This window comes from Dechloromonas sp. A34 (assembly GCF_026261605.1).
GTDB lineage: Bacteria > Pseudomonadota > Gammaproteobacteria > Burkholderiales > Rhodocyclaceae > Azonexus.
Genome location: NZ_CP102486.1, coordinates 1514198 through 1535589, shown reverse-complemented (window position 1 = coordinate 1535589; position 21392 = coordinate 1514198). Strand labels below are relative to the sequence as shown.

The window sequence follows — 21392 nt, the reverse complement described above, 5'->3', positions numbered from 1 at the left end:
GTTAAGTTCAGCCCTGGCCGATCTGCAAGGTTCGCAGCATCATGGTCTTGGCGGTATTCATGACCTCGACGTTGGTCTGGTACGAACGCGAGGCGGAAATCATGTTGGTCATTTCCTCGACCACATTGACATTAGAAAAGGCGACGTAACCTTTTTCGTCGGCCGCCGGATTCTTTGGGTCATAGACCATCCGGGGAGGGGCCGCGTCCTCGACGATCTGCCGGACGCGGACGCCTTTCGACATCTCGCCGGCATTGCCCATCGGCGTCGCCTCAAAGACGACCTGTTTCGAGCGGTACGGCTTGCCGTCGGACGAAACGATGCTGTCCGCGTTGGCCAGGTTGGAAGCCACGGTGTTGAGGCGCATCGACTGCGCCGTCATGGCGCTGGATGAAACCTGGAAGACGTTGAACAGGCTCATTCATGGCTCCTTAGCTATTGGTCGAGGCGAGCGCGCTGCGTACGCCGCGGAACTTATCGCTGATCAGTTGGGTAAGAATCTGGTACTGCATGGCGTTCTCAGTGATCTGGGTCCGCTCGACATCCATGTCCACCGTATTACCATCGACCGCCGACTGGGTTTCCGTCCGGAACTTGAGGATGGCCGGACCGCTGTTGCCACTACCCTGGAGGTGCCCGGCCGAGGTGGTCGCCAGATTGACCTCGCCGACGCCTTTTCGACCACTCATCGCCTGCTGCATGGCGGCCTCGAAGTCGAAATCGCGCGCTTTGAAATGCGGGGTATCGGCATTGGCGATATTGGAGGCCAGCACCTGATGGCGCTGGGTCCGCAGATTCAGGGCCTGGCTTAATACGGAAACGTGCTGTTCAAGGCTTGCCATCATTCGCTCCAAAGATTCGATGGAATAAAAGCACAGTCCATGCCACAGCCAATTGTCTGGGTTTGCCGGCGATTTTCGGCAAACCCAGAGGCTCCGGCTCGGCAAAACTTGCCGGACGAAGCCCCCACGACATTCATCGATCAGGCAAAATAGCCGGATGCTGCCTCGCAATCTCCTGATCATCCTTATCGCCATCCTTGCCGCACCAACCCTGGCGGCCGAAGCGGATATCGTGCTCGACACCGCCGAGCGCTTTGTTCGCCTGCAAACGCAAGGCCTCCCCGGCAAAGTGAAGATCACCATGGGCAGTCTCAATCTCAGCCGACTCCCGGCCTGTTCCGCCCACGAAGCCTATCTGCCACCGGGGGCTCGCCTGAGTGGCAAGACCCATGTCGGCGTCCGCTGCCTCGGGCCGAATATCTGGAATGTCCTGGTGCCGGTACAAATTGCCGTCACCGGCAATTACGTCACGACCGCGCGCGCGCTGTCTGCCGGCCAGTCCGTTCAAGAGACCGATCTGGCAACGCTCTCCGGCGACATGTCCAGCCTGCCAACCGGAGTCGTGACAGACCCGCAGAACGCCATCGGCAAGGTCCTGCGCAATTCACTGGGCGCCGGCCAGCCGCTGCGCAGCGATCAGTTGCTCGCCCCCCTGGTTGTTCGTCAGGGGCAGTCGGTTCGCGTCATCTCGAAAGGTCCGGGATTTGCCGTAAGCGGCGAAGGCAAGGCAATGAACAACGCTGCCGAAGGCCAGATGGCACAAATCCGGCTTAACTCCGGCCAAACCGTCAGCGGTATGGCCCGCGCCGATGGCAGCGTTGAAATATCTTATTAGATTAAAGTTTCTCCCGTTGCAGCCGATAATCAGTTCAAGCCCTAAAGTTTTGAGATGACCATCATGAAGATCGACAGTTCATACAAGCCAACGACCCCGAGCCTGGCCCCCAAGGCGCCCGCCGCCCAGCCAGCCCCGGCCGCGACGACGGCGGAAGCGGTCAGTCTGAGTCAACTGGCCGGCAGCCTGCAGGGGAGCGAGAAACCGCCGATCAACTCGGCGCGCATTCAGGAAATCAAGCAGGCCATTTCGGAAGGTCGCTTCAAGATCAATCCGGAAGCCATCGCTGACCGCCTGATCGAGTCGGCGCGCGACCTGGTGAATATCAGCGGCAATCGCCAAGCCTGATGACGACAGTTGCAGCGATTACCAAGCGGGAAGTTGAACTGATTTCGCGCTTTGTGGCGCTCCTGAAGAACGAGCAAGAAGCGCTCAAGCAGGGCGACGCTTCCGCCCTGCCGGAGACCGGAGCCGCCAAGGCGGAACTGGTCATCCAACTCAACGCCCTGGAAGACGAACGGCGCTCGGCGCTGGGTGGCAGCGGCGACGACAACACCCGTGCCGCCATGACGCGCTGGTTGGCCGAGCATCCGGCCGAGCACGTGGTTGCCGCCCGGTGGACGGAGTTGCTCGCCCTGGCGAGCGAGGCCAAGGAACTACATCAAATAAACGCCAGCCTGGTGGACATGCACCTGCAACAGACCAAGGAAGCACTGAGCATCCTGACGCGCCAGCCCCCGCAACATTTGCTCTACGGCAGTGATGGCCAGGCCGCGCCGAGTAGCGGGAGCAGCATTGTCGACTCGGCCTGAGGGCCTAGCGGCTTAACCCGGCGGCGCGATGCCCCCGATTTCGGTCGGCTCCTCTGGCCGATTCGAATCGATCAGGACACTCACCCGGCGATTGCGCGCCCGACCTTCCACGGTCGTATTGGTTTCCAACGGCCGCGTTTCGCCGTAGCCGATTGCCGTCAGGCGTTCGGCGCCAACCCCCCCATCATTGAACAGACGAAGTACGGTAGTCGCCCGCATCGCCGACAATTCCCAGTTCGAGGGGAACTGCGGTGTCGCGATCGGAATGTTGTCAGTGTGCCCCTCGATGGTGATCGGAAAATCTGAAACCGCCAGAACCTGGGCGATCGCCAGCATCGCACCGACCGACGCGGACTGGAGCTTGGCCTGCCCAGGCTGAAACAGGATGCTGTCGTTGATTTCGATGGTCACGCCGCGGCTGGTTTCGAGCAGGCGCACCTTGCCTTGGGCGACCAGCGGTTGCAAGGCATTCATGATCTCGCTGGCGATATTTTTCATTTTTTTGCGCTGCTCGACCTTCTTCTGATCAGGCAATTTGTCGGGCTTGGCAATCGGCCGCGGCGGAATCGGCGGCGCCCCTGAATGGTGGCAATGGGCTGCCCGCCGGGTTGGGCGGTGGTATTGGTGAACGCATTGGACAGCGAATTGGAGAGCACCTTGTACTTGCCCTCGTTGACCGACGAAATGGCGTACATGACGACGAAGAAGGCAAACAACAATGTAATGAAATCGGCGTAGGAAACCAGCCAGCGCTCGTGGTTTTCGTGCTCTTCCTCGCGACGGCGACGGGCCATTAGAGCAGATAACCCCTGAGGCGGCCCTCGATGATCCGCGGATTGTCCCCCAGGGCGATGCCGACCAGGCCATCGATCAGCATTTCACGGGAGGCTACCATCCGCGAAATGTAATACTTGAGTTTGCCGGCGATCGGCAGGTAGATGAGGTTGGCAAGACCGACGCCATAAATGGTCGCCACGAAAGCCACGGCAATGCCCGCCCCCAGTTTGGTCGGATCGGAAAGGTTCTCCATGACGTGGATCAGCCCCATGACCGCGCCCAGAATCCCGATCGTCGGCGAATACCCGCCGGCGGAATCCCAAATTTTTGCCGACTGCCGCCACTCGTCTTCAAAAGTGCCGATCTCAACTTCCATGAGCTCCCGAATGCGCTCCGGATCGGCGCCGTCGACCAGGAGCTGCAAGCCTTTCCGAGTGAATTCATCCTTGATGCCGGGAATGTAGTTCTCCAGGGCGAGCAGCCCTTCGCGACGGGACTGCTGGCTCCAGGTCAGGATTTGGTCGATCATCCGCTTTTGCTCGATGACCGGCGGCACCCAGACCCATTTCGCCATTAAGACACCACGCTTGAAGACGTGGAATGGGCTTTGCAACAGGACGGCACCCAAGGTCCCGCCGAGAACGATGAGCAGTGCGGTTGGCTGAACCAGTGAGCCGACATGCCCGCCCTCGAGAATCTGGCCGCCCAGGATGGCGATCAGGCCTAGAGCAAGGCCGGCCAGACTGATCTTATCCAAGCTTCTTCTCCTTACTCCGCTTCTTCACCGCCGGCAGTTCGCCAAGAACCTGACTACGCAGGCGGGCGATCGCCTGACTATGCAACTGGCAGATCCGGGATTCGGTGACCTCCATGATCTCGCCGATTTCGCGCAGATTGAGATCCTGTTCGTAGTAGAGCGCCATCATCATTTTTTCCCGGTCCGGAAGCTGGCCGATGGCTTTTACCAACATCTCCCGGAGATTACGGTCTTCGAGAATATTGGCCGGATCGGCTTTGTTGTCGGTGAAATGGCGCTCGAGAAAGTCGTCATCACCTTCGCCGGCAAAATCTTCGAAGTAGACCAGTTGATGGCCGCGCGCATCCTGGAGGGTCTTCTGGTAATCCGCCAGCGACATGCCCAAGGCGTCGGCGAGCTCGCGCTCCGACGGGGCGCGGCCGTGCTCGTGCTCCAGTTGGTTGATCGCCCCTTCGATACGACGCAGTTCGCGACGCAGATTGCGCGGCAACCAGTCGTTCTCCCGCAGGCCATCGAGCATGGCACCCCGCACGCGCTGGGTAGCATAGGTCTCAAACTGCGCCCCGAAGCCTTCCTGATAACGGTCCATGGCATCGAGCAGGCCCATCATGCCGTTCTGGACCAGATCATCGAGCTGTACGCTTGCCGGCAGGCGCGCCATCAAATGATAGGCGATACGTTTCACCAGCGGTACGAAGCGCTGAACCAACTGGTCCCTGTCTGGCTGCCCGGCAGCGGTATACATCAGGCTCGTAGTACGTTCGGGGTTATGCGTTGGCTCAAGTGTAGCAGTTGCTGCATGAAATGTTCGACCCCGCCGGTCTCGCCTTCGCCACGCTGCCAGTAGAGCAGATCGGAGGCGATATCGCGGAAGGCGGCGGCCGATGCGGAATCGGGCGCCTGGATCAGAACCGGGCGACCGAGCTGGAAGGACTGACGCAGGGACTCGTCGAGAGGAATGGCGCCAGCATAGTCAAGACGGGCGATACCACGCTGCGCTGCGACCTGAGCGATATTTTCGTAGATCGAACGGGCATCCGGCTGACTGCGCACCTTGTTCACCAAAATGCGGAAGTGCTTGCGCGCAAAGGCGTGACTGACTTTCTTGATCAGCGAATAGGCCTCGGTGATCGAGGCGCTATTGCCGGACAGCACGACCACGGCCTCCTGCGAGGCCAGACCGAAAGGCGAGAAGCCGTTGGGGTGGGCCATGCAGGCATCGACCAGAATGATGTCGATCGGGCGCTCCAGACCGGACATCGCATCGAGCAGGGTCTGCTGCTGCGGCAAGGAGAGACGGCCCAGTTTGCGAACTGCCTTGGCGGCCGGCAGCACGCGCAGGCCTTGCATCGGCTGAAGCAGAACCTGCGACAGGGCCAATTCGCGCTGCACCACATTGAGCAGGTCGTAGCGGGAAACCAAGCCGAACGATGAGGCAATGTCGTCGCGCGAGGCATGCTCGTCGATGATCAGCACCTCTTTGCCGAGACGCGCCAGTGCGACACCGAGGTTGGCGACCGCGACGCTGCGCCCGACCCCCTCGCAACCGGCGACGAAGGTCACCACCTGCAACTGCTGACCACCTCCGAGCAGGCGGCGCAGTCCGGCCGCCTGGTCAACGCGGAAGTCAGCCACGACGACCTCCGACCGAAACCATGCCGGCATTGGCCATCATCAGCGCAGGCTCGACACCGGTATGCTTGTGCGGAGAGCTTTCCGGCACATCCTTGAAGGCACGGTGCATCAGGTAGCCGCGATTGGGCAGATGCAGGTCTTCCGGGACGCGCTGACCGTTGGAAACGTAATGTAGCTTCAGGCCGTGGCGCATGATGACGTCGAGCGGCGTTGCCAGGGTAGCCGCCTCGTCGATCTTGGTTAGGATACAGCCGGCCAGATTGTCACCTTCATAGGCACGCACAACGTCGTCAAGCGTATCACCGCGCGAGGTGGACGAGAGCAACAACAGGCGCTGCACATCGCAACCGGCCAGCATGTCGGTGAGTTCCGGCACCAGCTTGTCCTTCTGGCTCATGCCCATCGTGTCGATCAGGACCATGTGCTTGTGCTGCAGCTCTTTCAGGGTTTGGCGCAGTTCGACTGCGTCCTTCACCAGATAGACCGAAACCCCCAGGATCCGGCCGTAGATGCGCAATTGTTCGTGGGCACCAATCCGGTAACCGTCAGTTGTCACCAACGCGACCTTGCTCGGACCATGGCGCAGGACGCAGCGCGCCGCCAGCTTGGCGGTCGTCGTCGTCTTGCCGACCCCGGTCGGACCGACCAGAGCATAGACGCCACCGCGATCGACGATGTCACCCTCGTTGCCGATGGTGAACAAGGCGCGGTCGGCCGCTCCCTTGACCCAGGCCATGGCCTGGACAGCATCCATTTCGACCGGCAGATCGGTCAGCAGGTCGCGTGAGAACTGTGGCGAAAACCCGGCATCCAGCATCTGCCGCAGGACATCGGTTTTCACGGGTTCCGAACGCGAGGCCTCGCCCCAGGCAAAACCGGCCAGATGCTGTTCGACCATCTTGCGCAGGGAACGGATTTCTTCCATGACTTCCATCGGCACGACATCGGCCTCGGTCCGGCGCGGCGGCGGGCTGGCCGGAGCCTGCATGCGCGTGGCCGGGCGGGATTGGCAGCGGGCGGCATGGTGCCGGTTGATTGCTGCGGACGCGCCGTCTCGAGGTTGCGCAGCGATCCGGTACGCGGAATGCCGGCATTGACCGACCCCTGCGGGCGGGCGGCGGGCACCGGTGCCGGTTGAATCGGCGGGCGGGGCTGCGGGGTAACCACCGTGTGCGGGATGGCGTGCCGCTGAATCGGCTGGGCGGCCTGGGCGCGAGCGCTACTCAGCGAAACCCGGTAGTCGTCTTCGACTTCCAGCGGCGACGGACGACGTTCGGCGGCGGCTGAATCAGCAACCTGGGTCGGCACGATCATGGCCATGTCACGGGCGGCCACCGCCATGATCTCGACCCCTCCGGGAATGCCACGATTGGAAAGGATGATCGCGTCGTTGCCGAGCGTCTCCTTCACTTTTCTCAAGGCGTCCCTTGCATTGGCGGCGATGAATTTTCTGACGTTCATGTTCTACCTCCGATAACCGAGGTCACCTTGATAATTCGATTTTCTGGAACTTCGTTATGGGCCAGCACCTTCAGTTGCGGCACGGTGCGGCGCAGGAAACGGGAAAGCAGCAGGCGCAGGCTGGCCGGAACGAGCAGGACGGCGGGCAGCCCCAGGCCTTCCTGTCGTTGGGCCGCCGCCGCAGTCTCGCGGACCAGCGTATCCGCCAGCCCGGGCTCGAAACTGGTGTTATCCGATCCGCCGCTGACGGCTTGAGCCAGCAGCCGTTCCAGGGTGGGATCGAGCGACATGACCTGCATTTCGGCATTACCCGGGAAGATCTGCTGGACAATCGCCCGGCCCAATGCATTGCGGACCTGGGTCGTGAGTTCGTCGGCATTCTGGGTACGTGTGGCGTGATCGGCCACCGTCTCGATGACGGTACGCATATCACGGATATGGACGCCCTCGTCGAGCAGGTTCTGCAAAACTTTTTGCAGCGTGCCCAGGGGCAGCACCTTGGGCACCAGATCTTCGACCAGCTTGGGCATGTCCTTGGCCAGGTGATCAAGCAGTTGCTGCACTTCCTGACGTCCCAGCAATTCGGCGGCGTGCGTCAGGATCAGGTGATTGAGATGGGTGGCGACCACAGTCGAGGCATCGACCACAGTGTAGCCATAGGCCTGGGCCTGCTCGCGCTGGGCGGCATCGATCCACACCGCCGGCAGGCCGAAGGCCGGGTCCTTGGTCGCTGCACCGTTGAGCGTTCCGGCAACGCGTCCCGGGTTGATGGCCAGGAACTGACCGGCAAAAGCCTCGCCGGTGCCGACTTCGACCCCCTTGAGCAGGATGCGGTAGGCATTCGGCTTCAATTCGAGGTTGTCGCGGATATGGACCGGCGACACCAGGAAGCCAACTTCCTGGGCAAATTTCTTGCGAATCCCACGGATACGCCGCAGCAACTCGCCATCCTGCGACTTGTCGACCAGTGGAATCAGGCGATAGCCCACTTCCAGACCAAGCACATCGAGCGGTGCGACATCGCTCCAGCTGGCCTCGACCGCTTCCTGCATCGGTGCCGGCGCGACTTTGACCGGTGTTTCGACGATCGTCCGTTCGGCCTTCGCCATCGTCCAGGCCAGCCAGCCCAAGGTCGACGCCAGGAGCAGGAAGACCAGGTTCGGCATACCCGGGATCAGACCGAGGGTGCCGACGATCGCGGCGGTAATGGCAATCGCCTTGCTGTTGCCGAACATCTGGCTCACCACCTGCTGGCCGATATCGCGATCATCGGAGACCCGGGTGACGACCATGCCGGCGGCAATCGAAATGATCAGGCCGGGGATCTGCGCCACCAAGCCATCGCCAATGGTCAGCAAGGTGTAGTTCTTGGCGGCCTGGGCTATCGCCATGTCGTGCTGAAGGACCCCGACGATCAAGCCGCCGACAACATTGAGCAACATGATGACGATGCCGGCGATCGCGTCGCCACGCACGAACTTCGAAGCACCATCCATCGAGCCAAAGAACTCGGCTTCGCGGGAAATCTCGGAACGACGGCGACGAGCGTCCTCTTCACCGATCAGCCCGGCATTGAGGTCGGCATCGATGGCCATCTGCTTGCCGGGCATGGCATCGAGGGTGAAGCGGGCGGCGACTTCGGCAACCCGCCCGGCACCCTTGGTGATCACGACGAAGTTGATCACGACGAGAATTATGAAAACGATGATCCCGACCGCAAAATTACCCCCGACCAGGAAGTGACCGAAGGCCTCGATCACTTTGCCGGCGGCATCCGGACCGGTGTGGCCTTCGAGCATCACGACTCGGGTCGAGGCGACATTGAGCGACAGCCGCATCAGGGTCGTCACCAGCAAGACGGTGGGAAACACCGAGAAATCGAGAGTTTTCTGAGTATTGACGGCGACCAGCAGCACGAGCACCGAGATGGCGATGTTGAAGGTGAAAAACAAATCCAGGACGAAGGCCGGCAAGGGCAGGACCATCATCGACAGGATCATCAGGATCAGTACCGGTGCAGCAATCTGCGTGCCGGTCAGACGCCCGAGGATGCCCTGCATGCTGAGTGAGGAGGCGGCCATTTATGCGGCCTCCGGCACAAGTTCTAGCGGCACGGGCAACTCACGCGGGGGCGTCGGATAGGCCCCGCCCGCCTGCCGCCAGTTGGCCAGCTGATAGATGTAGGCGAGTACTTCGGCAACTGCGTTATAGAGGGCGCCGGGTATTTCGCGGTCGAGGTCGGCATGCTTGTGCAGCGCCCGCGCCAGCGGTGGCGCTTCCATGATCGGTACGGCGTTCGCCATCCCGACTTCTCGGATCTTCAGGGCAATCGCGCCCATTCCCTTGGCCACCACCTTGGGTGCCGACATTCCGGCCTTGTAGGACAGCGCCACGGCATAGTGCGTCGGGTTGGTGACGATCACGTCGGCCTGCGGCACCGCCGCCATCATGCGCTTACGGGCGGCCTGCATCTGCAGGCTACGGATGCGTCCCTTGAGCTGCGGGTCGCCCATCATTTCCTTCATTTCCTGCTTGACCTCTTCCTTGGTCATTTTCAGCTTGTCGAAGTACTGCCAGAGCTGGAAAGGCACGTCGGCTGCAACAACGAGGATCAGCGTCGCGACCAGCATCAGAAAAGAAAATGTCACCAGCTGCCCGGCATGCGCCAATCCGGCTTCGAGCGGCTCAGCCAGCAGGCCGAAGATCTCGTCGCGCTCCTTCCAGATCAGCAGGATGGCAACGCCACCCACCAGGCTGGCCTTGAGGACCGCCTTGCCCAATTCCATCAGGCTTCCCCAGGAGAACATCCGGCCGATGCCGGCCAGCGGATTCAGGCGCTTCAAATCGGGGGTCAGCGCCTGCGTTGAAAACACGAAGGCGTTCAGGAAAAATGGCGGCAGCACCGCGGCAAGGAGCAGCAAGGCAAAAAAGGGCGAGAAGGCAAGCAGGGCGTCGCCGGAAATCTCCACCAGGCGCGGCAACATCAGAGAAGGTTCGCGCATGAATTCGGGCTCAATCGACAAGGCCTTGCGCGTGATAGCCATGGAACGCTGCATGAACCAACTGCCCATCATCCAGAACGCGGCACCGGCCGAGATCAGGACCAGGAAAGTACCTAGTTCGCGGGAATGGGGGACCTGACCCTTCTCGCGCGCCTGCTCTAGGCGGCGGCCAGTAGGCTCTTCTGTTTTCTCGAGGTCGCTCTCTTCCGCCATAGCCGTCATCAGGTATCGATGAGGCTATTATAGGAAAAAACTAGAAAAATTAAAGAGGTACGTGTGTTTATTTAGCCGGTTTCTCAGATGCCAGCTGCAAGCGCATGACAACATGGTAAACCTGCAAAAAAGAAAAGAGGGGGCAAGCCCCCTCTCAACTCGTTGACCTAAAACGGGAATCAGGCGAAGTCGAGCGCCCGCAAACCAGCAGCCATGTCCGGATGCTGCCCGAGATCAGCCAGCAATTCTTTCATGTCCAGAATCAACACAATCTGACCGTTCGACAGCGTGGTCACCCCCGCCACTCCCTTCGGCCGGAAATCTTCAAGCGACTTGATCACCGCATCGTCGCGTCCAGCGAAGCTGTCGACGCCGAGAATGAAGCTGCGCTCGGCCGTTTGCATGAAGACGCCGTATTCAGGATATTGCGTCAGCGGCCAGCCCAGCATACGTGCCAGCGAGATGGCCGGCAAAACCTCGCCGCGGACGACCAGGGTCTCCTTACCCCCGACCTCCTGGATCCGGCTTTGCTCGATCGGCAGGATTTCCCGGACCAGCGACAGCGGCAACGCGAACGGTTGATCGCCGAGCAGGACCAGCAGCACCGGCAGAATGGCCAGGGTCAACGGCAGGGAAATGATGAAGATCGATCCCTTGCCCGGCTCCGAGCGAATTTCGATCGAGCCGTTGAGCTTCTGGATGTTGGTTTTGACGACATCCATCCCGACTCCGCGCCCGGAAACGTCGGAAATCTGGGATTTGGTCGAGAACCCTGGCAGGAAAATCAAATTCAGACTTTGCCGTTCGTCGAGAGTATTGGCCTCCTCTTCGGAAATCAGACCCTTCTCGACCGCCTTAGCCCGGATGCGCTCGGCACTCATACCCTTGCCGTCGTCGGCAATGATCAGGACGATATGATCCCCCTCCTGACGCGCCTCCAACCGCACCAGGCTCTTCTGGGGCTTACCTGCCGCCTGCCGTTCGAGCGGCATTTCGACACCATGATCGACTGCATTGCGAATCAGGTGAATCAGCGGATCGGCGAGATCCTCGATCATCGTCTTGTCGACTTCGGTTTCCTCGCCAGCCAGCACCAATTCAACGTCCTTGCCCAACTGGCGTGCCAGATCGCGAGCGATCCGCGGGTATTTCTGGAACAGCCGGCCAATCGGCTGCATCCGCGTCTTCATTACCGAATTCTGCAGATCGGACACCAGCAGGTCGAGCTGGCTGACCGCCTGATCGAGTGCATGCAGCGTTTCCGAATCGTTCTTGCCGGCCAGGATATCGGCCCGCAAGCTGGTCAGTCGATTCTTGGTCAGGCCAATTTCCCCCGACAGGTTCAAAACCTGATCAAGGCGTGAAGTATCAACCCGTATTGTGTTTTCCCGGACCCCGCGCTCTTCAGCGCGCCGTGCCGTGGTGGGCTGCCCGCCCGGCCGGTCAGTTGCCCGCCGACCAAAAGCCGACGGCGCCCCCGCTTGGGCAGCAACCGCGGCCGCTGCCCCCTCAGCCGTCGTCGCCAGCGTTGTCGCAACGGCCTGCTGCGTCTCGGTTTCCGCCTTGGTGATCAATTCGCCCTGCGCCGCAGCAGTAGAGACCCCAGTCAAGGTAGCGTGCAAAACATTCCAGTCGGGCTCCCCCGAGGCCACAGTGGCCGCCTGCGCTACCGAAGCAACGGGCTCGCCCTCCCCCAAATCCGGAGTCGCCACAGCAGCCGGCGGCTCGCCGCTCAAAACTCCCTTCAGCGCCGCGATAACCTGTGGATCCGCCGGTTGCGGCAGCACCATCTGGCCTAACTCGCCAAACATGTCGCGCACCCCTTTGGTGGCCGCCATGATGATATCCATCAGCTCCGGAGTCAGCTCCAATTCGCCATTGCGCAGGCGATCAAACAGATTTTCGGTGAGGTGGCACAGCGTCACGAGTTCGGCGGCGTTGAGAAACCCGGCCCCTCCCTTGACGGTGTGAAACCCGCGAAAAATGTCGTTGAGCAGCCCGCGATCATCAGGCGTCTTTTCAAGATCAACCAGCTTGTTGTCCACATCGGACAGCAAATCGGAGGCCTCTTGTAGAAAGTCCTGCAGTAGGTCTTCCATTCCGGCAAAGTCGCTCATTTTCGCTCCCCCTCAGAAACCGAGGCTATCAAGCAAATCATCAACCTGCTCCTGATTAACCACCACGTCGGTGCGGCCTTCAGCATTCACTACCGGGCCATTCATCAGGCTATTCACTTCGTCGGTCCGCCGGGTTTCCGGCACCACCTCTAGGAGGACGGTCATCAGCCCAGCTTCCAGCTCCTGCGCCAAAGCAACGATTTTCTTGATGACCTGACCAGTCAGATCCTGAAAATCCTGCGCCATCATGATTTCGGTCAGTTGCGCGTGCGTGGCCTGTGCCTTTTGCGGCAACTGCTCATTCAGGAAGGCGCGGGTTTCGGTAGCCAATTGCTTGAATGCCTCCGGGCCCATTTGATTGGCAAATACCTTGTCCCAACCAGCCCCGAGTGCACGCGAGCGGTTTTCGATATCATCGACCAGCGGACTGGCAATATCGGTGGCGTTGAGCACGCGGCAAGCTGCCTGCTCAGTCAGGTTGGCGACATAGGCCAGGCGATCCTTGGCATCGGGCAGGGCCGATACCGTTTTTTCGAGCACCTTGTCGTACCCGAGCTGCCCGAGGGTATCGTGCAGCGCACGGGCCATATGGCCGATACGATTGAACACCACTTCCTGCTGTGGCCAGGCATCAGTAGACGAGTCGGTGTCGGACTCGTCCGAGCCCTGCGCCGTGGCAGCCTGCGCATCAGCCGCAACGCTGTCGAACAGCGCCTGTAAATCGTCGCTATCGGCGTCGGACGACGGAGCACTGACCGAGGCCGGTGCCTTGGGAGCAACGGGAGTCGGCGCTGGCGGCGAAAAGTCGGCTGCGATGGAGTCGAACAGGGCTTCGAGGTCGTTGGAATCGTTATTTGCAGTCATGATTCCACCTTAGGCGTGGCCCATTTTCTCGAAAATCTTGTTGAGTTTTTCCGACAAGGTTCCCGCCGTGAAAGGCTTGACGATATAGCCGCTGGCTCCGGCCTGGGCTGCGGCAATGATGTTTTCCTTCTTGGCCTCGGCAGTAATCATCAGGACAGGCAAATGCTTAAGATTGGGCGTTGCACGGATGGTCTGCAACAAAGTCAGACCGTCCATGTTGGGCATATTCCAGTCAGTCACGACAAACTCGAAACCCCCGGCCTGCAGTTTCTGGAGGGCGATGGCACCGTCCTCAGCTTCGTCCACATTGGTGAAGCCAAGTTCTTTGAGCAGATTGCGAACAATGCGACGCATGGTGGAAAAATCATCCACCACCAGAAATCTCATTTTTGGATCAGCTGCCATGCGGTACTCCGAAGTTTTTATTACTTTTCATCGTTCAATCAGCGGGCGCAAGGTATCGGCCAGCGCCTCGGCATCAAATTTTGCAACATAGGCATCCACCCCCACCGACTTGCCCATGGCACGATTGGCTTCCGACGAGAGCGAAGAGTGCATCACGACGGGCACGCCCTCGAAGCGAGGATCCAGCTTGATATTCTTGGTCAGCACATAGCCATCCATTTCCGGCATTTCGGCGTCGACCAGGATCAGGCGAATCTCGTCACGGATATTGGTTCCACTCTGCAGCGCATGCGCGGCAATGCCCTGCAAACGAGTCCAGGCCTCCATGCCATTGGTCGCATGCTTGTGCCGCACCCCGAGTTTATCGAGAACCTCGGCAATTTTGCGCCGGGCAACGATCGAGTCATCGACAAAAAATACGGTGGTATCCGGACTGACTCGCGCCGGCGTGATGTCGACAATCATCGCTTCGCCAAAGGCGTTGGCCAGAATCTGCTCGACATCGAGAATGGACACCAGGCCGCCACCTTCCAACTCAATGACGGCCGTGATCAACCCCTGATTCGTGGACAGGACACTTTCCGGCGCCTTGACCCGCTCCCAGTCCACCCGAATGATGCGATCAACCTCGTGCACCAGGAACCCCAGTGTCCGCTTTGAATACTCGGCCACCATCATGGTTTTGCCCAAGCCGGGCGGCACGCCGTCGAGCTGCATGAAAGGGGCAAGCGAAAGCACTGGAATGACGTTTCCGCGCAGGGAAATCAAGCCCTCGACGCCGCGCGGCATATTGGGCGTCTTGGTGATATGCGGCGTCCGGCCAACCTCACGCACCTTGAACACATTGATACCGAAGATCTCGCGAGTGCCCAGCGAAAAAAGCAGGATTTCCATTTTGTTGGAGCCTGCCAGGCGGGTACGCGCATCGACGCTATCGAGCAGATTCTTGTTTTCGACGAGATCCATGACCCCCCCTTATTGCTTATGCAGCCTTGACCGGCACATTTTCCACGCCAAGACGACGTGCCAGGGTTTCCGACAGTCTTTGCGGCTCGAACTTGGGAACATATTCATCGACCCCGACGGAAAGGCCTAGCTTCTGGTTCGACATCCCGGAAAGCGATGAATGCATGATGACCGGAATCCCGTTGAACCGTGGATCCGATTTGATTTGTTTGGTCAGGATGTAGCCATCCATTTCCGGCATTTCGATATCCGTCAGCACCAGATTGATAATATCGGACGGCAGCTTGCCGATGGACTGGGCATAGGTCGCGACTTTTTCCATCTCTTCCCACATCTTGCGACCATTGACAGCACTGACACCCTTGACCCCCATGACAGTCAGGGTGCGTTCGATCTGTTTGCGCGCCACACTTGAATCGTCACAATAAAAAACAGTTGCGTCCGGGCGATCCAGCGGAACCACGCCACGAAACATGATTTCGTTGTCGATGCTGGTCGTTTCGGAAAGCACTTTCTCGACGTCCATCATCATCACCAGGCGACCATCTTCCAGCTCGGTCACCGCCGTCACCAAGCCGCCGGTCTGTGCCGTCAACATCTCAGGAGGAACCCGCATCTTGCTCCAGTCGAGACGCAGGATGGTGTCGACTCCCTCGACAAGGAAGCCCTGGGTATGGCCGTTGTACTCGGTGACGATCATGATCTCCCGGGGCGTTCCAGCGGAAATTCCCGAATACTTGGCCAGATCAATCACTGGCACCAGCGCTCCGCGCAGGCTGACCATCCCCTCGACCGATGCCGGCATGTCGGGCGCAGCGGTAATCACCGGCGTCCGCATCACCTCGCGGACCTTGAAGACATTGATGCCGTATGTTTCCCGACGGCCGGTTCGCTGATCCACGCCAAGAAAAAACAACAGGATTTCCAGCTTGTTGGTTCCAGCAAGCTTGGTACGCGCATCAATATTCTTCAGCAACTCAGACATCTCATTCCCCTCGCATTCGCATTCGGCCTGTTGTTCTCGTTATAGCACCGAGCGAAGCCAAGAATACACGTTTTTCAACAGCCCACAAACCGCACAACGCCGCTGAATGGCGCGCCTGCGGCAATTCGTGGCAACCGCAAAGTCAGCCAATAACTCAGGAAATCGGGAAAAGCTTGCCAAAATTGGCAATATCAAGTACCTGTTTGACATTACCGCGCACCCCGGTCAATGCCACTTCCTTGCCGGCCCCGCCCAATTTATCGCGCAACATCAACAACATGCCCAACGCCGAACTGTCGAGATAGTCAACGCCGGAAAAATCAACGATGACCGCATGGGTGTCCGCATCGCTGACCAATGGCTCGTAAGCCGCCCGAAACTCGCGATGCGTATTGAAGTCGAATCGGCCGTTCAGTTTGATCACGGTTTTGTTGGCTTCCTTGAGGACATTAGCTTGCATGCGATTTTCCAATCTCTGAATTTCGATCTTTGACCTAGTTTAATACTTTAGCCATAGGGAACCTACCCAACCTCGCCACTATCTGGTTGCCGCCAACAGGACTCGCCGCGCCAGATCGTCCAGCGCCGCCTGCTCATCGACCGCCCCCACCAGAAAAGCCTCGCGTGGCATGCCATAGACCACGCAGCTTGCCTCATCTTGCCCGAATGTTTTGGCCCCTGCCTGCCGCATGCGCAACATGCCTTGAGCGCCATCCTTGCCCATGCCGGTCAGGATGACGCCGATCGCCTGTCGCCCCACCACACTGGCCGCCGAATCGAAGAGAACATCGACCGATGGCCGATGGCGGTTAACCGGCTCGGTCGCCAACAACTCGGTCACGTACCCCGCGGCCGCACGACGAATCTGCAAATGCGAGTGGCCGGGTGCGAGATAGACTTTGCCCGGCTCGATCTTCTCATTGCCCTGGGCCTCGAGCACCTGCGGTGCACACAGGCCGTCCAGGCGACGCGCAAACGAGGCGGTGAAGGACTCCGGCATATGCTGAACGATGAGGATCGGCGGACAATCGGCCGGAATGCCGAGCAGAAAATCCTTGATCGCTTCGGTGCCGCCGGTCGACGCACCGACGAAGATGATTTTCCCGCTGGCACTCCGCATCGCAGGCAGCGGTGATAAAGCGGGCTGCACTGCTGCTGGCCCCGGAGGGGAGCGACTGATCGCCTGGCGCCGCAAGCGGGCCACTTTGGCCGCGCGAATTTTGTCGATCAGTTCGTCAGTATATTCATCCATACGCTTGGCACCATCGGCGCGCGGTTTCCCTATGAAATCAACGGCACCCAGCTCCAGCGCCTTCAGTGTGGTATCCGAACCGGCTTCAGTAAATGACGAAACCATCACCACCGGCATCGGTCGCAGACGCATCAGTCGGTCGAGAAACTCCAGGCCATCCATTTTCGGCATATGGACATCGAGAGTCAGCACGTCCGGGTTCAACGCCTTGATCATCTCCCTTGCCGTCGCCGCATCCGGAGCAGTTCCCACCACTTCGAGATCCGTGGCGCTATTGATCATTTCGGAGAGCAACCCCGCATCAGCGCCGAATCATCGACGACCATTACTCGTGTTTTATTTGTCATAATCTCGCCAAGCTCGCGACTCTAGTTGTTCGCCCACATCAAACAAACAGTTCGACATCGCCCTCCACCTTGCTGCCCGCCAGACGGTCCTTGTAGTCGCGCTCGCGGCTGAACAGAGTCTCGTTATGTACACGGTGCAGCTTCTTGACCAAAACCCGCCCGTTGGCCGGGAAATAGTAGACTTTTCGCGGATATGAATCCAGCAAGTCCTTGGCCACCACAGGAATTTTCTCGGTCTTCAGATACTCGAGGACGAACTCGGCATTGCGCACCCCGACATTGCTGCTCGACAGTGTGGCCATCACCGCTCCGCCGCCGAACACCTTGGCTTCCAGCCGGTTGCGCCGCGCCCCCAGCTTGAGCAGATGGTTGATCAGCACCTCCATGGCGTAGGTGCCGTAGCGGGCCGACGCACTGACCGCCCCGCGACCGCCATCGTCGGGCAGCATGAAGTGGTTCATGCCGCCGACGCCAGCCTCGGTATCCCGGATGCAGGCGGCAACGCACGAGCCGAGAACTGTCACCAACAACATGCCCTGGTCCGAGACAAAATACTCGCCCGGCAGAATTTTCGCGGCATCCAACAGGAAGTTGCGGTCGTAATACCGGTTGCTGGCCAGATGTTCGTCGTAGGCGTGCCGCACACTGCTCCCTTAGCCGGCCTTGGCCAGCGCGTACACTGTCTTGCCCAGCGACTTGAAAAGATCGGCTGCATGCAAAAAGCTTTCGGAATGACCGGCCAGCATCAGGCCATCGGGCTGCAGCATCGGCGCGAAGCGGGAAAGTATCTTGTACTGGGTCGGCTTGTCGAAATAGATCATCACATTGCGACAGAAGATGATGTCGAGCGGCGCTTTGACGGTGTAACTGGTGTCGAGCAGATTAATCCGCTTGAACTCGATCATTGACTTCAACTCGGGCCGTACCGAAACATAGCCTTCCTGGTTGCCGGTCCCACGCAGAAAGAATCGGTGCAAGCGTTCCGGCGACAGCTTTTCGACCCGCTCAAGCGGGTAGACCCCGTGCCGCGCCGTTTCCAGAACATTGGTATCGAGATCTGAAGCGATAATCGAGACGTGCGAGGTTTGCGTACCGAAGGTCTCGGCTACCGTAATCGCGATTGAATAGGGTTCTTCGCCGGTCGACGCGGCGGAACACCAGACCCGGATCGGACGCCGGGTACCGATCTTGCGCAGGTGCTCGGCGAATATGGGAAAGTGGTGGGGCTCGCGAAAGAACGACGTCAGGTTGGTGGTCAGCGAATTGACGAAACGCTCCCATTCATCGCCGCCGTTCTTTTCCAGCGCATCGAGATACTCGGTAAAGCTGTGCTTGCCGGTCGCCCGCAGACGACGCGCCAGCCGGGAATAGACCATGTCCTGCTTGACCGGCGACAGGGAAATCCCAGCATGCTGATAGATCAGTTTGCGCACGCGCTCGAAATCAGCCGTGGAAAAAACGAACTCCCTTGCCCCCCCGGACTCCCGGGACAACAAGGTGGCCGGAAAATCCGGTTTGGAATAATTGACCATACTCAGAACTCTTCCCATTCATCATCCAGCGAGGTCGACAAGGTGGTCGGCCCCTTACCAGAAAGTTGGCGCTTGGCCGTTGCTGCCTCGGACTCCTGCGCCGGGGCAGAAAGCCACGGCCGATCCGCATGTCCATCCGAAACTTTGAATACCGTCATCAACTCAGCCAGATTTCGGGCCTGCTCTTCAAGGCTCTCGGCAGCTGCAGCCGCCTCTTCAACCAGCGCTGAATTCTGCTGCGTCACCTGATCCATCTGCGTCACCGCCAGGCTGACCTGCTCGATCCCTGCACTCTGTTCGCGACTGGCTTCAGAAATGTCGGTGACGATATGGGCGACCCGCGTGATGCTTGCCACGACATCTTCCATCGTTCTACCCGCCTGATCGACCAGGCGGTTGCCGACCTCGACGCGGTCGACGGAATCGGCAATCAGCCCCTTGATTTCCTTGGCTGCCAGCGCGCTACGTTGGGCAAGATTACGGACTTCAGTCGCGACCACGGCAAAGCCGCGCCCCTGCTCGCCGGCGCGGGCGGCCTCGACGGCAGCATTGAGGGCCAGGATATTGGTCTGAAAGGCGATGCCGTCGATCACCCCGATGATGTCGGCGATCTTGCGGCTGGCCAGATGAATGGAACTCATCGTATGCACCACCTGCCCCACGACCTCGCCGCCCTGCTCGGCCACCCGCCGGGCTTCGCCGGCCAACGCATTGGCTTGGCGCGCATTGTCGGCGTTGTGGCGTACCGTTGCAGTCAATTGCTCCATGCTGGAAGCCGTTTCCTCGAGGCTGCCCGCCTGCTCCTCGGTCCGGCTGGACAGTTCCTGATTGCCGGATGCGATTTCGTGCGCCGCCGTGTTGATGGTTTCAGCGGACTGCTGAATTTCACTGACCAGATCGCGTAACTTGCCGACCGTAGTATTGGCGTCGTTCCCGAGCTTGCCGAAGGTACCCTGATATTCCGTGCTGATGGTTTGCGTCAGATCACCGGCGGCGATGCGCTCAAGCAAGGCCGCGATCTCGCCGATCGCCGCGCCACTGGTTTCGAGAAGGCTATTGATGCCGACGCCCAGTTCCTGATAAAAACCTTCGAGTACGGTGGTATCGAGCCGGGCCTCGAGATCGCCTGCCGAGGCGCGGCGGATCAACTCGGCAACGGAACGCTGGGCATTCAGATCCGCCGTCCGGTCCACCCATTCCCCACGGTACCCAGACGCTGCCCACGCTCGTTAACGATAGGGTTGGTGAGTACGTTGTAGATCCGGCCGCCGATATTCATTTCGGACTGGCGGGTGCCCTGCATCTCGCGGAAGACCTTAAGGGCGGCTTCCGGATCCGGATAGAAGGCGCCGATGTTGCTACCGATGAAGGTGTCGATCGAGAAGTTCGGATGTTGCTGGCGCAATTCCGGCTCGATCTGGCGTAGCGTGTTGAGCAAGCCCTTGTTGGCATAGAGCACCTTGCCATCGTCGTCGGCAATCCGCAGATTGGCCGAAACACAGTCGAGCGCGCTGCGTATCCGCAGGTTGTCATTGGCAATTCGCTGGCTCTCGGCGACATTGAAGCCCTGCTGGATCTGCATCGACTGCAACCCTTGCAGCACCTGGCCGACCTCGTCGTTGGCCATGACATCGATCGAATTATCGTAATGGCCCTCGGAAAGACTGCGGAATACCGGAATCACCTTGTCTTGCAAAGGCCGCACGAAGAGCTTGCGAATCAGCCAGTACACGAACGCCACCAAGATCGCGGCCAAGAACAAGCCGCCAATCAGGACATAACGTGCGATCTGGCCTGACAAACCATGAAACTCATCCTGATAGGCGCCGCCGGCGATCAGCCATTGTGTTTCCGGCAGGGTGTCGAAGACGACGATTTTCTCGCGTGGCACGGTCTCACCCAGTTCGGAATTCATCCATGGGTAGACCATCTCGCCCGCCTTGCGCTCCAGCATTTCGCGAATGAATTCGCGCCCTGCGACATCTCTCGCCCCGAGAATGTTGCTGCCCTCCTTGGCCGGATGAACGATCAGATTCCCGTAATTTTTGCCGGGTGCCGCGTCAAGCACGTAGTAGTAGCCGGTATCGCCGACCTTCAAGGAGCGGATTTCCTTCTTCAGTGCCTCCAACTCGGCCGAGATATCCAGCCCGATGAAGGTGGCACCAAGCACTTGGCCATCCTGGGCGAGCAGCGGCGTATAACTGGTATAGAAGGCACGACCGAACAAAGTAGCCTGACCGATATACGGCTTGCCGGAAAGCAGAGCGCCGTAGGCTGGTTGATCCCGGGTCAAACTGGTGCCCACCGCCCGTTCGCCGTTCTCTTTCTTGAGCGAGGTCGCCACCCGGACCAAGTCAGCCCCTTTGCGCACGAAGAGCGTGGCCACCGCACCGGTCTTGGCTGTAAATCGATCGACAATGTCGAACTGCCCATTCAGGATTTCGCCGTGGCCATGGCGCAGAACTGGTGCTTCATCATCGCCTTCGCGCGTGATTCCTTCGGGAAAATTCATCTCGAAACCGCGGTTGACCTGCACCGCTTCCCGCGCCAGACCATGAAGATTGGTCTGCACCATCGACTGGATCAAGGC

At 59.7% G+C, this 21392-nt stretch carries 23 protein-coding genes and 1 pseudogene; 3 read left to right on the top strand and 21 right to left on the bottom strand.

Features of this window, described 5'->3' with window-relative positions; all coding sequences use genetic code 11:
* Positions 1 to 7: 7 nt before the first annotated feature.
* Both flgC and flgB read right to left on the bottom strand, forming a co-directional pair.
* Entirely contained in the window at positions 8 to 421 is a 414-nt protein-coding gene (flgC, locus tag NQE15_RS07705; RefSeq protein WP_265948142.1) for a flagellar basal body rod protein FlgC, read from the bottom strand.
* Between the two features lie 10 nt (positions 422 to 431).
* Entirely contained in the window at positions 432 to 842 is a 411-nt protein-coding gene (gene flgB, locus NQE15_RS07700) for a flagellar basal body rod protein FlgB (RefSeq protein ID WP_265948140.1), read from the bottom strand.
* A 157-nt stretch (positions 843 to 999) separates the two neighbouring features.
* Between flgB and flgA the strand changes: the two genes are divergently transcribed.
* The 3 genes from flgA to NQE15_RS07685 are packed head-to-tail and all read left to right on the top strand — an operon-like array spanning position 1000 to position 2489.
* Entirely contained in the window at positions 1000 to 1677 is a 678-nt protein-coding gene (flgA, locus tag NQE15_RS07695) for a flagellar basal body P-ring formation chaperone FlgA (protein WP_265948136.1), read from the top strand.
* Positions 1678 to 1731: 54 nt separating this feature from the next.
* On the top strand, positions 1732 to 2025 hold the full coding sequence (gene flgM, locus NQE15_RS07690) for a flagellar biosynthesis anti-sigma factor FlgM (protein WP_265948134.1): 294 nt from the start codon (positions 1732 to 1734) through the stop codon (positions 2023 to 2025).
* Positions 2025 to 2489 (top strand): flagella synthesis protein FlgN, encoded by a 465-nt coding sequence (locus NQE15_RS07685; RefSeq protein ID WP_265948132.1) that lies wholly within the window; start codon positions 2025 to 2027, stop codon positions 2487 to 2489. The genes flgM and NQE15_RS07685 overlap by 1 nt, the downstream gene beginning before the upstream one ends.
* Positions 2490 to 2501: 12 nt before the next feature.
* Here NQE15_RS07685 and NQE15_RS07680 read toward each other — a convergent pair whose 3' ends face one another.
* The 19 genes and pseudogenes from NQE15_RS07680 to NQE15_RS07590 all read right to left on the bottom strand — a co-directional run bounded on the left by NQE15_RS07680 (position 2502) and on the right by NQE15_RS07590 (position 21389).
* Entirely contained in the window at positions 2502 to 2987 is a 486-nt protein-coding gene (locus tag NQE15_RS07680) for an OmpA family protein (protein ID WP_265948131.1), read from the bottom strand.
* The gene (locus tag NQE15_RS07675; protein ID WP_265948129.1) at positions 2984 to 3283 is read right to left on the bottom strand and encodes a flagellar motor protein MotB; all 300 of its coding nucleotides are present in this window, start codon (positions 3281 to 3283) and stop codon (positions 2984 to 2986) included. The genes NQE15_RS07680 and NQE15_RS07675 overlap by 4 nt, the downstream gene beginning before the upstream one ends.
* The gene (locus NQE15_RS07670; protein ID WP_265948127.1) at positions 3283 to 4023 is read right to left on the bottom strand and encodes a flagellar motor protein; all 741 of its coding nucleotides are present in this window, start codon (positions 4021 to 4023) and stop codon (positions 3283 to 3285) included. Before NQE15_RS07670 ends, NQE15_RS07675 begins: the two co-directional genes overlap by 1 nt.
* A complete protein-coding gene (locus NQE15_RS07665) occupies positions 4016 to 4768 on the bottom strand; it encodes an RNA polymerase sigma factor FliA (protein ID WP_265948125.1) in 753 nt (250 codons plus the stop codon). Before NQE15_RS07665 ends, NQE15_RS07670 begins: the two co-directional genes overlap by 8 nt.
* Positions 4768 to 5658: a MinD/ParA family ATP-binding protein gene (locus NQE15_RS07660; protein WP_265948124.1), complete on the bottom strand. Its 891-nt coding sequence runs from the start codon at positions 5656 to 5658 to the stop codon at positions 4768 to 4770. Before NQE15_RS07660 ends, NQE15_RS07665 begins: the two co-directional genes overlap by 1 nt.
* Positions 5651 to 6646, bottom strand: coding sequence for a flagellar biosynthesis protein FlhF (flhF, locus tag NQE15_RS07655; RefSeq protein ID WP_265948123.1), 996 nt, complete (start codon positions 6644 to 6646; stop codon positions 5651 to 5653). The genes NQE15_RS07660 and flhF overlap by 8 nt, the downstream gene beginning before the upstream one ends.
* Positions 6647 to 7115: 469 nt before the next feature.
* Positions 7116 to 9200, bottom strand: a complete 2085-nt coding sequence (flhA, locus tag NQE15_RS07650) for a flagellar biosynthesis protein FlhA (RefSeq protein ID WP_265948121.1) — start codon at positions 9198 to 9200, stop codon at positions 7116 to 7118.
* Complete coding sequence (gene flhB, locus NQE15_RS07645) at positions 9201 to 10343, bottom strand: flagellar biosynthesis protein FlhB (protein WP_323054957.1); 1143 nt, start codon at positions 10341 to 10343, stop codon at positions 9201 to 9203. It lies immediately after the preceding gene.
* 170 nt (positions 10344 to 10513) lie between these two features.
* Positions 10514 to 12451 carry a chemotaxis protein CheA gene (locus NQE15_RS07640; RefSeq protein WP_265948119.1) on the bottom strand — a complete coding sequence of 646 codons (1938 nt, stop codon included), beginning with the start codon at positions 12449 to 12451 and terminating at the stop codon, positions 10514 to 10516.
* Positions 12452 to 12463: 12 nt separating this feature from the next.
* Positions 12464 to 13315 carry a protein phosphatase CheZ gene (gene cheZ, locus NQE15_RS07635; protein WP_265948117.1) on the bottom strand — a complete coding sequence of 284 codons (852 nt, stop codon included), beginning with the start codon at positions 13313 to 13315 and terminating at the stop codon, positions 12464 to 12466.
* A 9-nt stretch (positions 13316 to 13324) separates the two neighbouring features.
* On the bottom strand, positions 13325 to 13720 hold the full coding sequence (gene cheY / locus NQE15_RS07630) for a chemotaxis response regulator CheY (RefSeq protein ID WP_265948115.1): 396 nt from the start codon (positions 13718 to 13720) through the stop codon (positions 13325 to 13327).
* Positions 13721 to 13747: 27 nt separating this feature from the next.
* Positions 13748 to 14686 carry a chemotaxis protein gene (locus tag NQE15_RS07625; RefSeq protein WP_265948113.1) on the bottom strand — a complete coding sequence of 313 codons (939 nt, stop codon included), beginning with the start codon at positions 14684 to 14686 and terminating at the stop codon, positions 13748 to 13750.
* 16 nt (positions 14687 to 14702) lie between these two features.
* On the bottom strand, positions 14703 to 15671 hold the full coding sequence (locus NQE15_RS07620; RefSeq protein WP_265948111.1) for a chemotaxis protein: 969 nt from the start codon (positions 15669 to 15671) through the stop codon (positions 14703 to 14705).
* Positions 15672 to 15825: 154 nt separating this feature from the next.
* On the bottom strand, positions 15826 to 16143 hold the full coding sequence (locus NQE15_RS07615) for an STAS domain-containing protein (RefSeq protein WP_265948109.1): 318 nt from the start codon (positions 16141 to 16143) through the stop codon (positions 15826 to 15828).
* A 66-nt stretch (positions 16144 to 16209) separates the two neighbouring features.
* Positions 16210 to 17270, bottom strand: a pseudogene (locus NQE15_RS07610) (protein-glutamate methylesterase/protein-glutamine glutaminase).
* 38 nt (positions 17271 to 17308) lie between these two features.
* Positions 17309 to 17914: a chemoreceptor glutamine deamidase CheD gene (cheD, locus tag NQE15_RS07605; protein WP_265948107.1), complete on the bottom strand. Its 606-nt coding sequence runs from the start codon at positions 17912 to 17914 to the stop codon at positions 17309 to 17311.
* Positions 17915 to 17923: 9 nt separating this feature from the next.
* Positions 17924 to 18820 (bottom strand): CheR family methyltransferase, encoded by an 897-nt coding sequence (locus NQE15_RS07600; protein WP_265948105.1) that lies wholly within the window; start codon positions 18818 to 18820, stop codon positions 17924 to 17926.
* Positions 18805 to 19995: a methyl-accepting chemotaxis protein gene (locus NQE15_RS07595; protein ID WP_265948103.1), complete on the bottom strand. Its 1191-nt coding sequence runs from the start codon at positions 19993 to 19995 to the stop codon at positions 18805 to 18807. Before NQE15_RS07595 ends, NQE15_RS07600 begins: the two co-directional genes overlap by 16 nt.
* On the bottom strand, positions 19974 to 21389 hold the full coding sequence (locus NQE15_RS07590; protein ID WP_265948101.1) for a Cache 3/Cache 2 fusion domain-containing protein: 1416 nt from the start codon (positions 21387 to 21389) through the stop codon (positions 19974 to 19976). Before NQE15_RS07590 ends, NQE15_RS07595 begins: the two co-directional genes overlap by 22 nt.
* Positions 21390 to 21392: the final 3 nt, after the last annotated feature.

Bases quoted from the DNA above. Each gene is read 5' to 3' on its own strand.
- NQE15_RS07680 (WP_265948131.1), bottom strand. From the start codon at position 2,987: ATGAAAAATATCGCCAGCGAGATCATGAATGCCTTGCAACCGCTGGTC.
- NQE15_RS07675 (WP_265948129.1), bottom strand. From the start codon at position 3,283: ATGGCCCGTCGCCGTCGCGAGGAAGAGCACGAAAACCACGAGCGCTGG.
- flgA (WP_265948136.1), top strand. From the start codon at position 1,000: ATGCTGCCTCGCAATCTCCTGATCATCCTTATCGCCATCCTTGCCGCA.
- NQE15_RS07685 (WP_265948132.1), top strand. From the start codon at position 2,025: ATGACGACAGTTGCAGCGATTACCAAGCGGGAAGTTGAACTGATTTCG.
- flgB (WP_265948140.1), bottom strand. From the start codon at position 842: ATGGCAAGCCTTGAACAGCACGTTTCCGTATTAAGCCAGGCCCTGAAT.
- NQE15_RS07640 (WP_265948119.1), bottom strand. From the start codon at position 12,451: ATGAGCGACTTTGCCGGAATGGAAGACCTACTGCAGGACTTTCTACAA.
- cheZ (WP_265948117.1), bottom strand. From the start codon at position 13,315: ATGACTGCAAATAACGATTCCAACGACCTCGAAGCCCTGTTCGACTCC.
- cheY (WP_265948115.1), bottom strand. From the start codon at position 13,720: ATGGCAGCTGATCCAAAAATGAGATTTCTGGTGGTGGATGATTTTTCC.
- flgC (WP_265948142.1), bottom strand. From the start codon at position 421: ATGAGCCTGTTCAACGTCTTCCAGGTTTCATCCAGCGCCATGACGGCG.
- NQE15_RS07625 (WP_265948113.1), bottom strand. From the start codon at position 14,686: ATGGATCTCGTCGAAAACAAGAATCTGCTCGATAGCGTCGATGCGCGT.
- flhA (WP_265948121.1), bottom strand. From the start codon at position 9,200: ATGGCCGCCTCCTCACTCAGCATGCAGGGCATCCTCGGGCGTCTGACC.
- NQE15_RS07665 (WP_265948125.1), bottom strand. From the start codon at position 4,768: ATGTATACCGCTGCCGGGCAGCCAGACAGGGACCAGTTGGTTCAGCGC.
- NQE15_RS07620 (WP_265948111.1), bottom strand. From the start codon at position 15,671: ATGTCTGAGTTGCTGAAGAATATTGATGCGCGTACCAAGCTTGCTGGA.
- flhB (WP_323054957.1), bottom strand. From the start codon at position 10,343: ATGACGGCTATGGCGGAAGAGAGCGACCTCGAGAAAACAGAAGAGCCT.
- flgM (WP_265948134.1), top strand. From the start codon at position 1,732: ATGACCATCATGAAGATCGACAGTTCATACAAGCCAACGACCCCGAGC.
- flhF (WP_265948123.1), bottom strand. From the start codon at position 6,646: ATGCAGGCTCCGGCCAGCCCGCCGCCGCGCCGGACCGAGGCCGATGTC.
- NQE15_RS07600 (WP_265948105.1), bottom strand. From the start codon at position 18,820: ATGGGAAGAGTTCTGAGTATGGTCAATTATTCCAAACCGGATTTTCCG.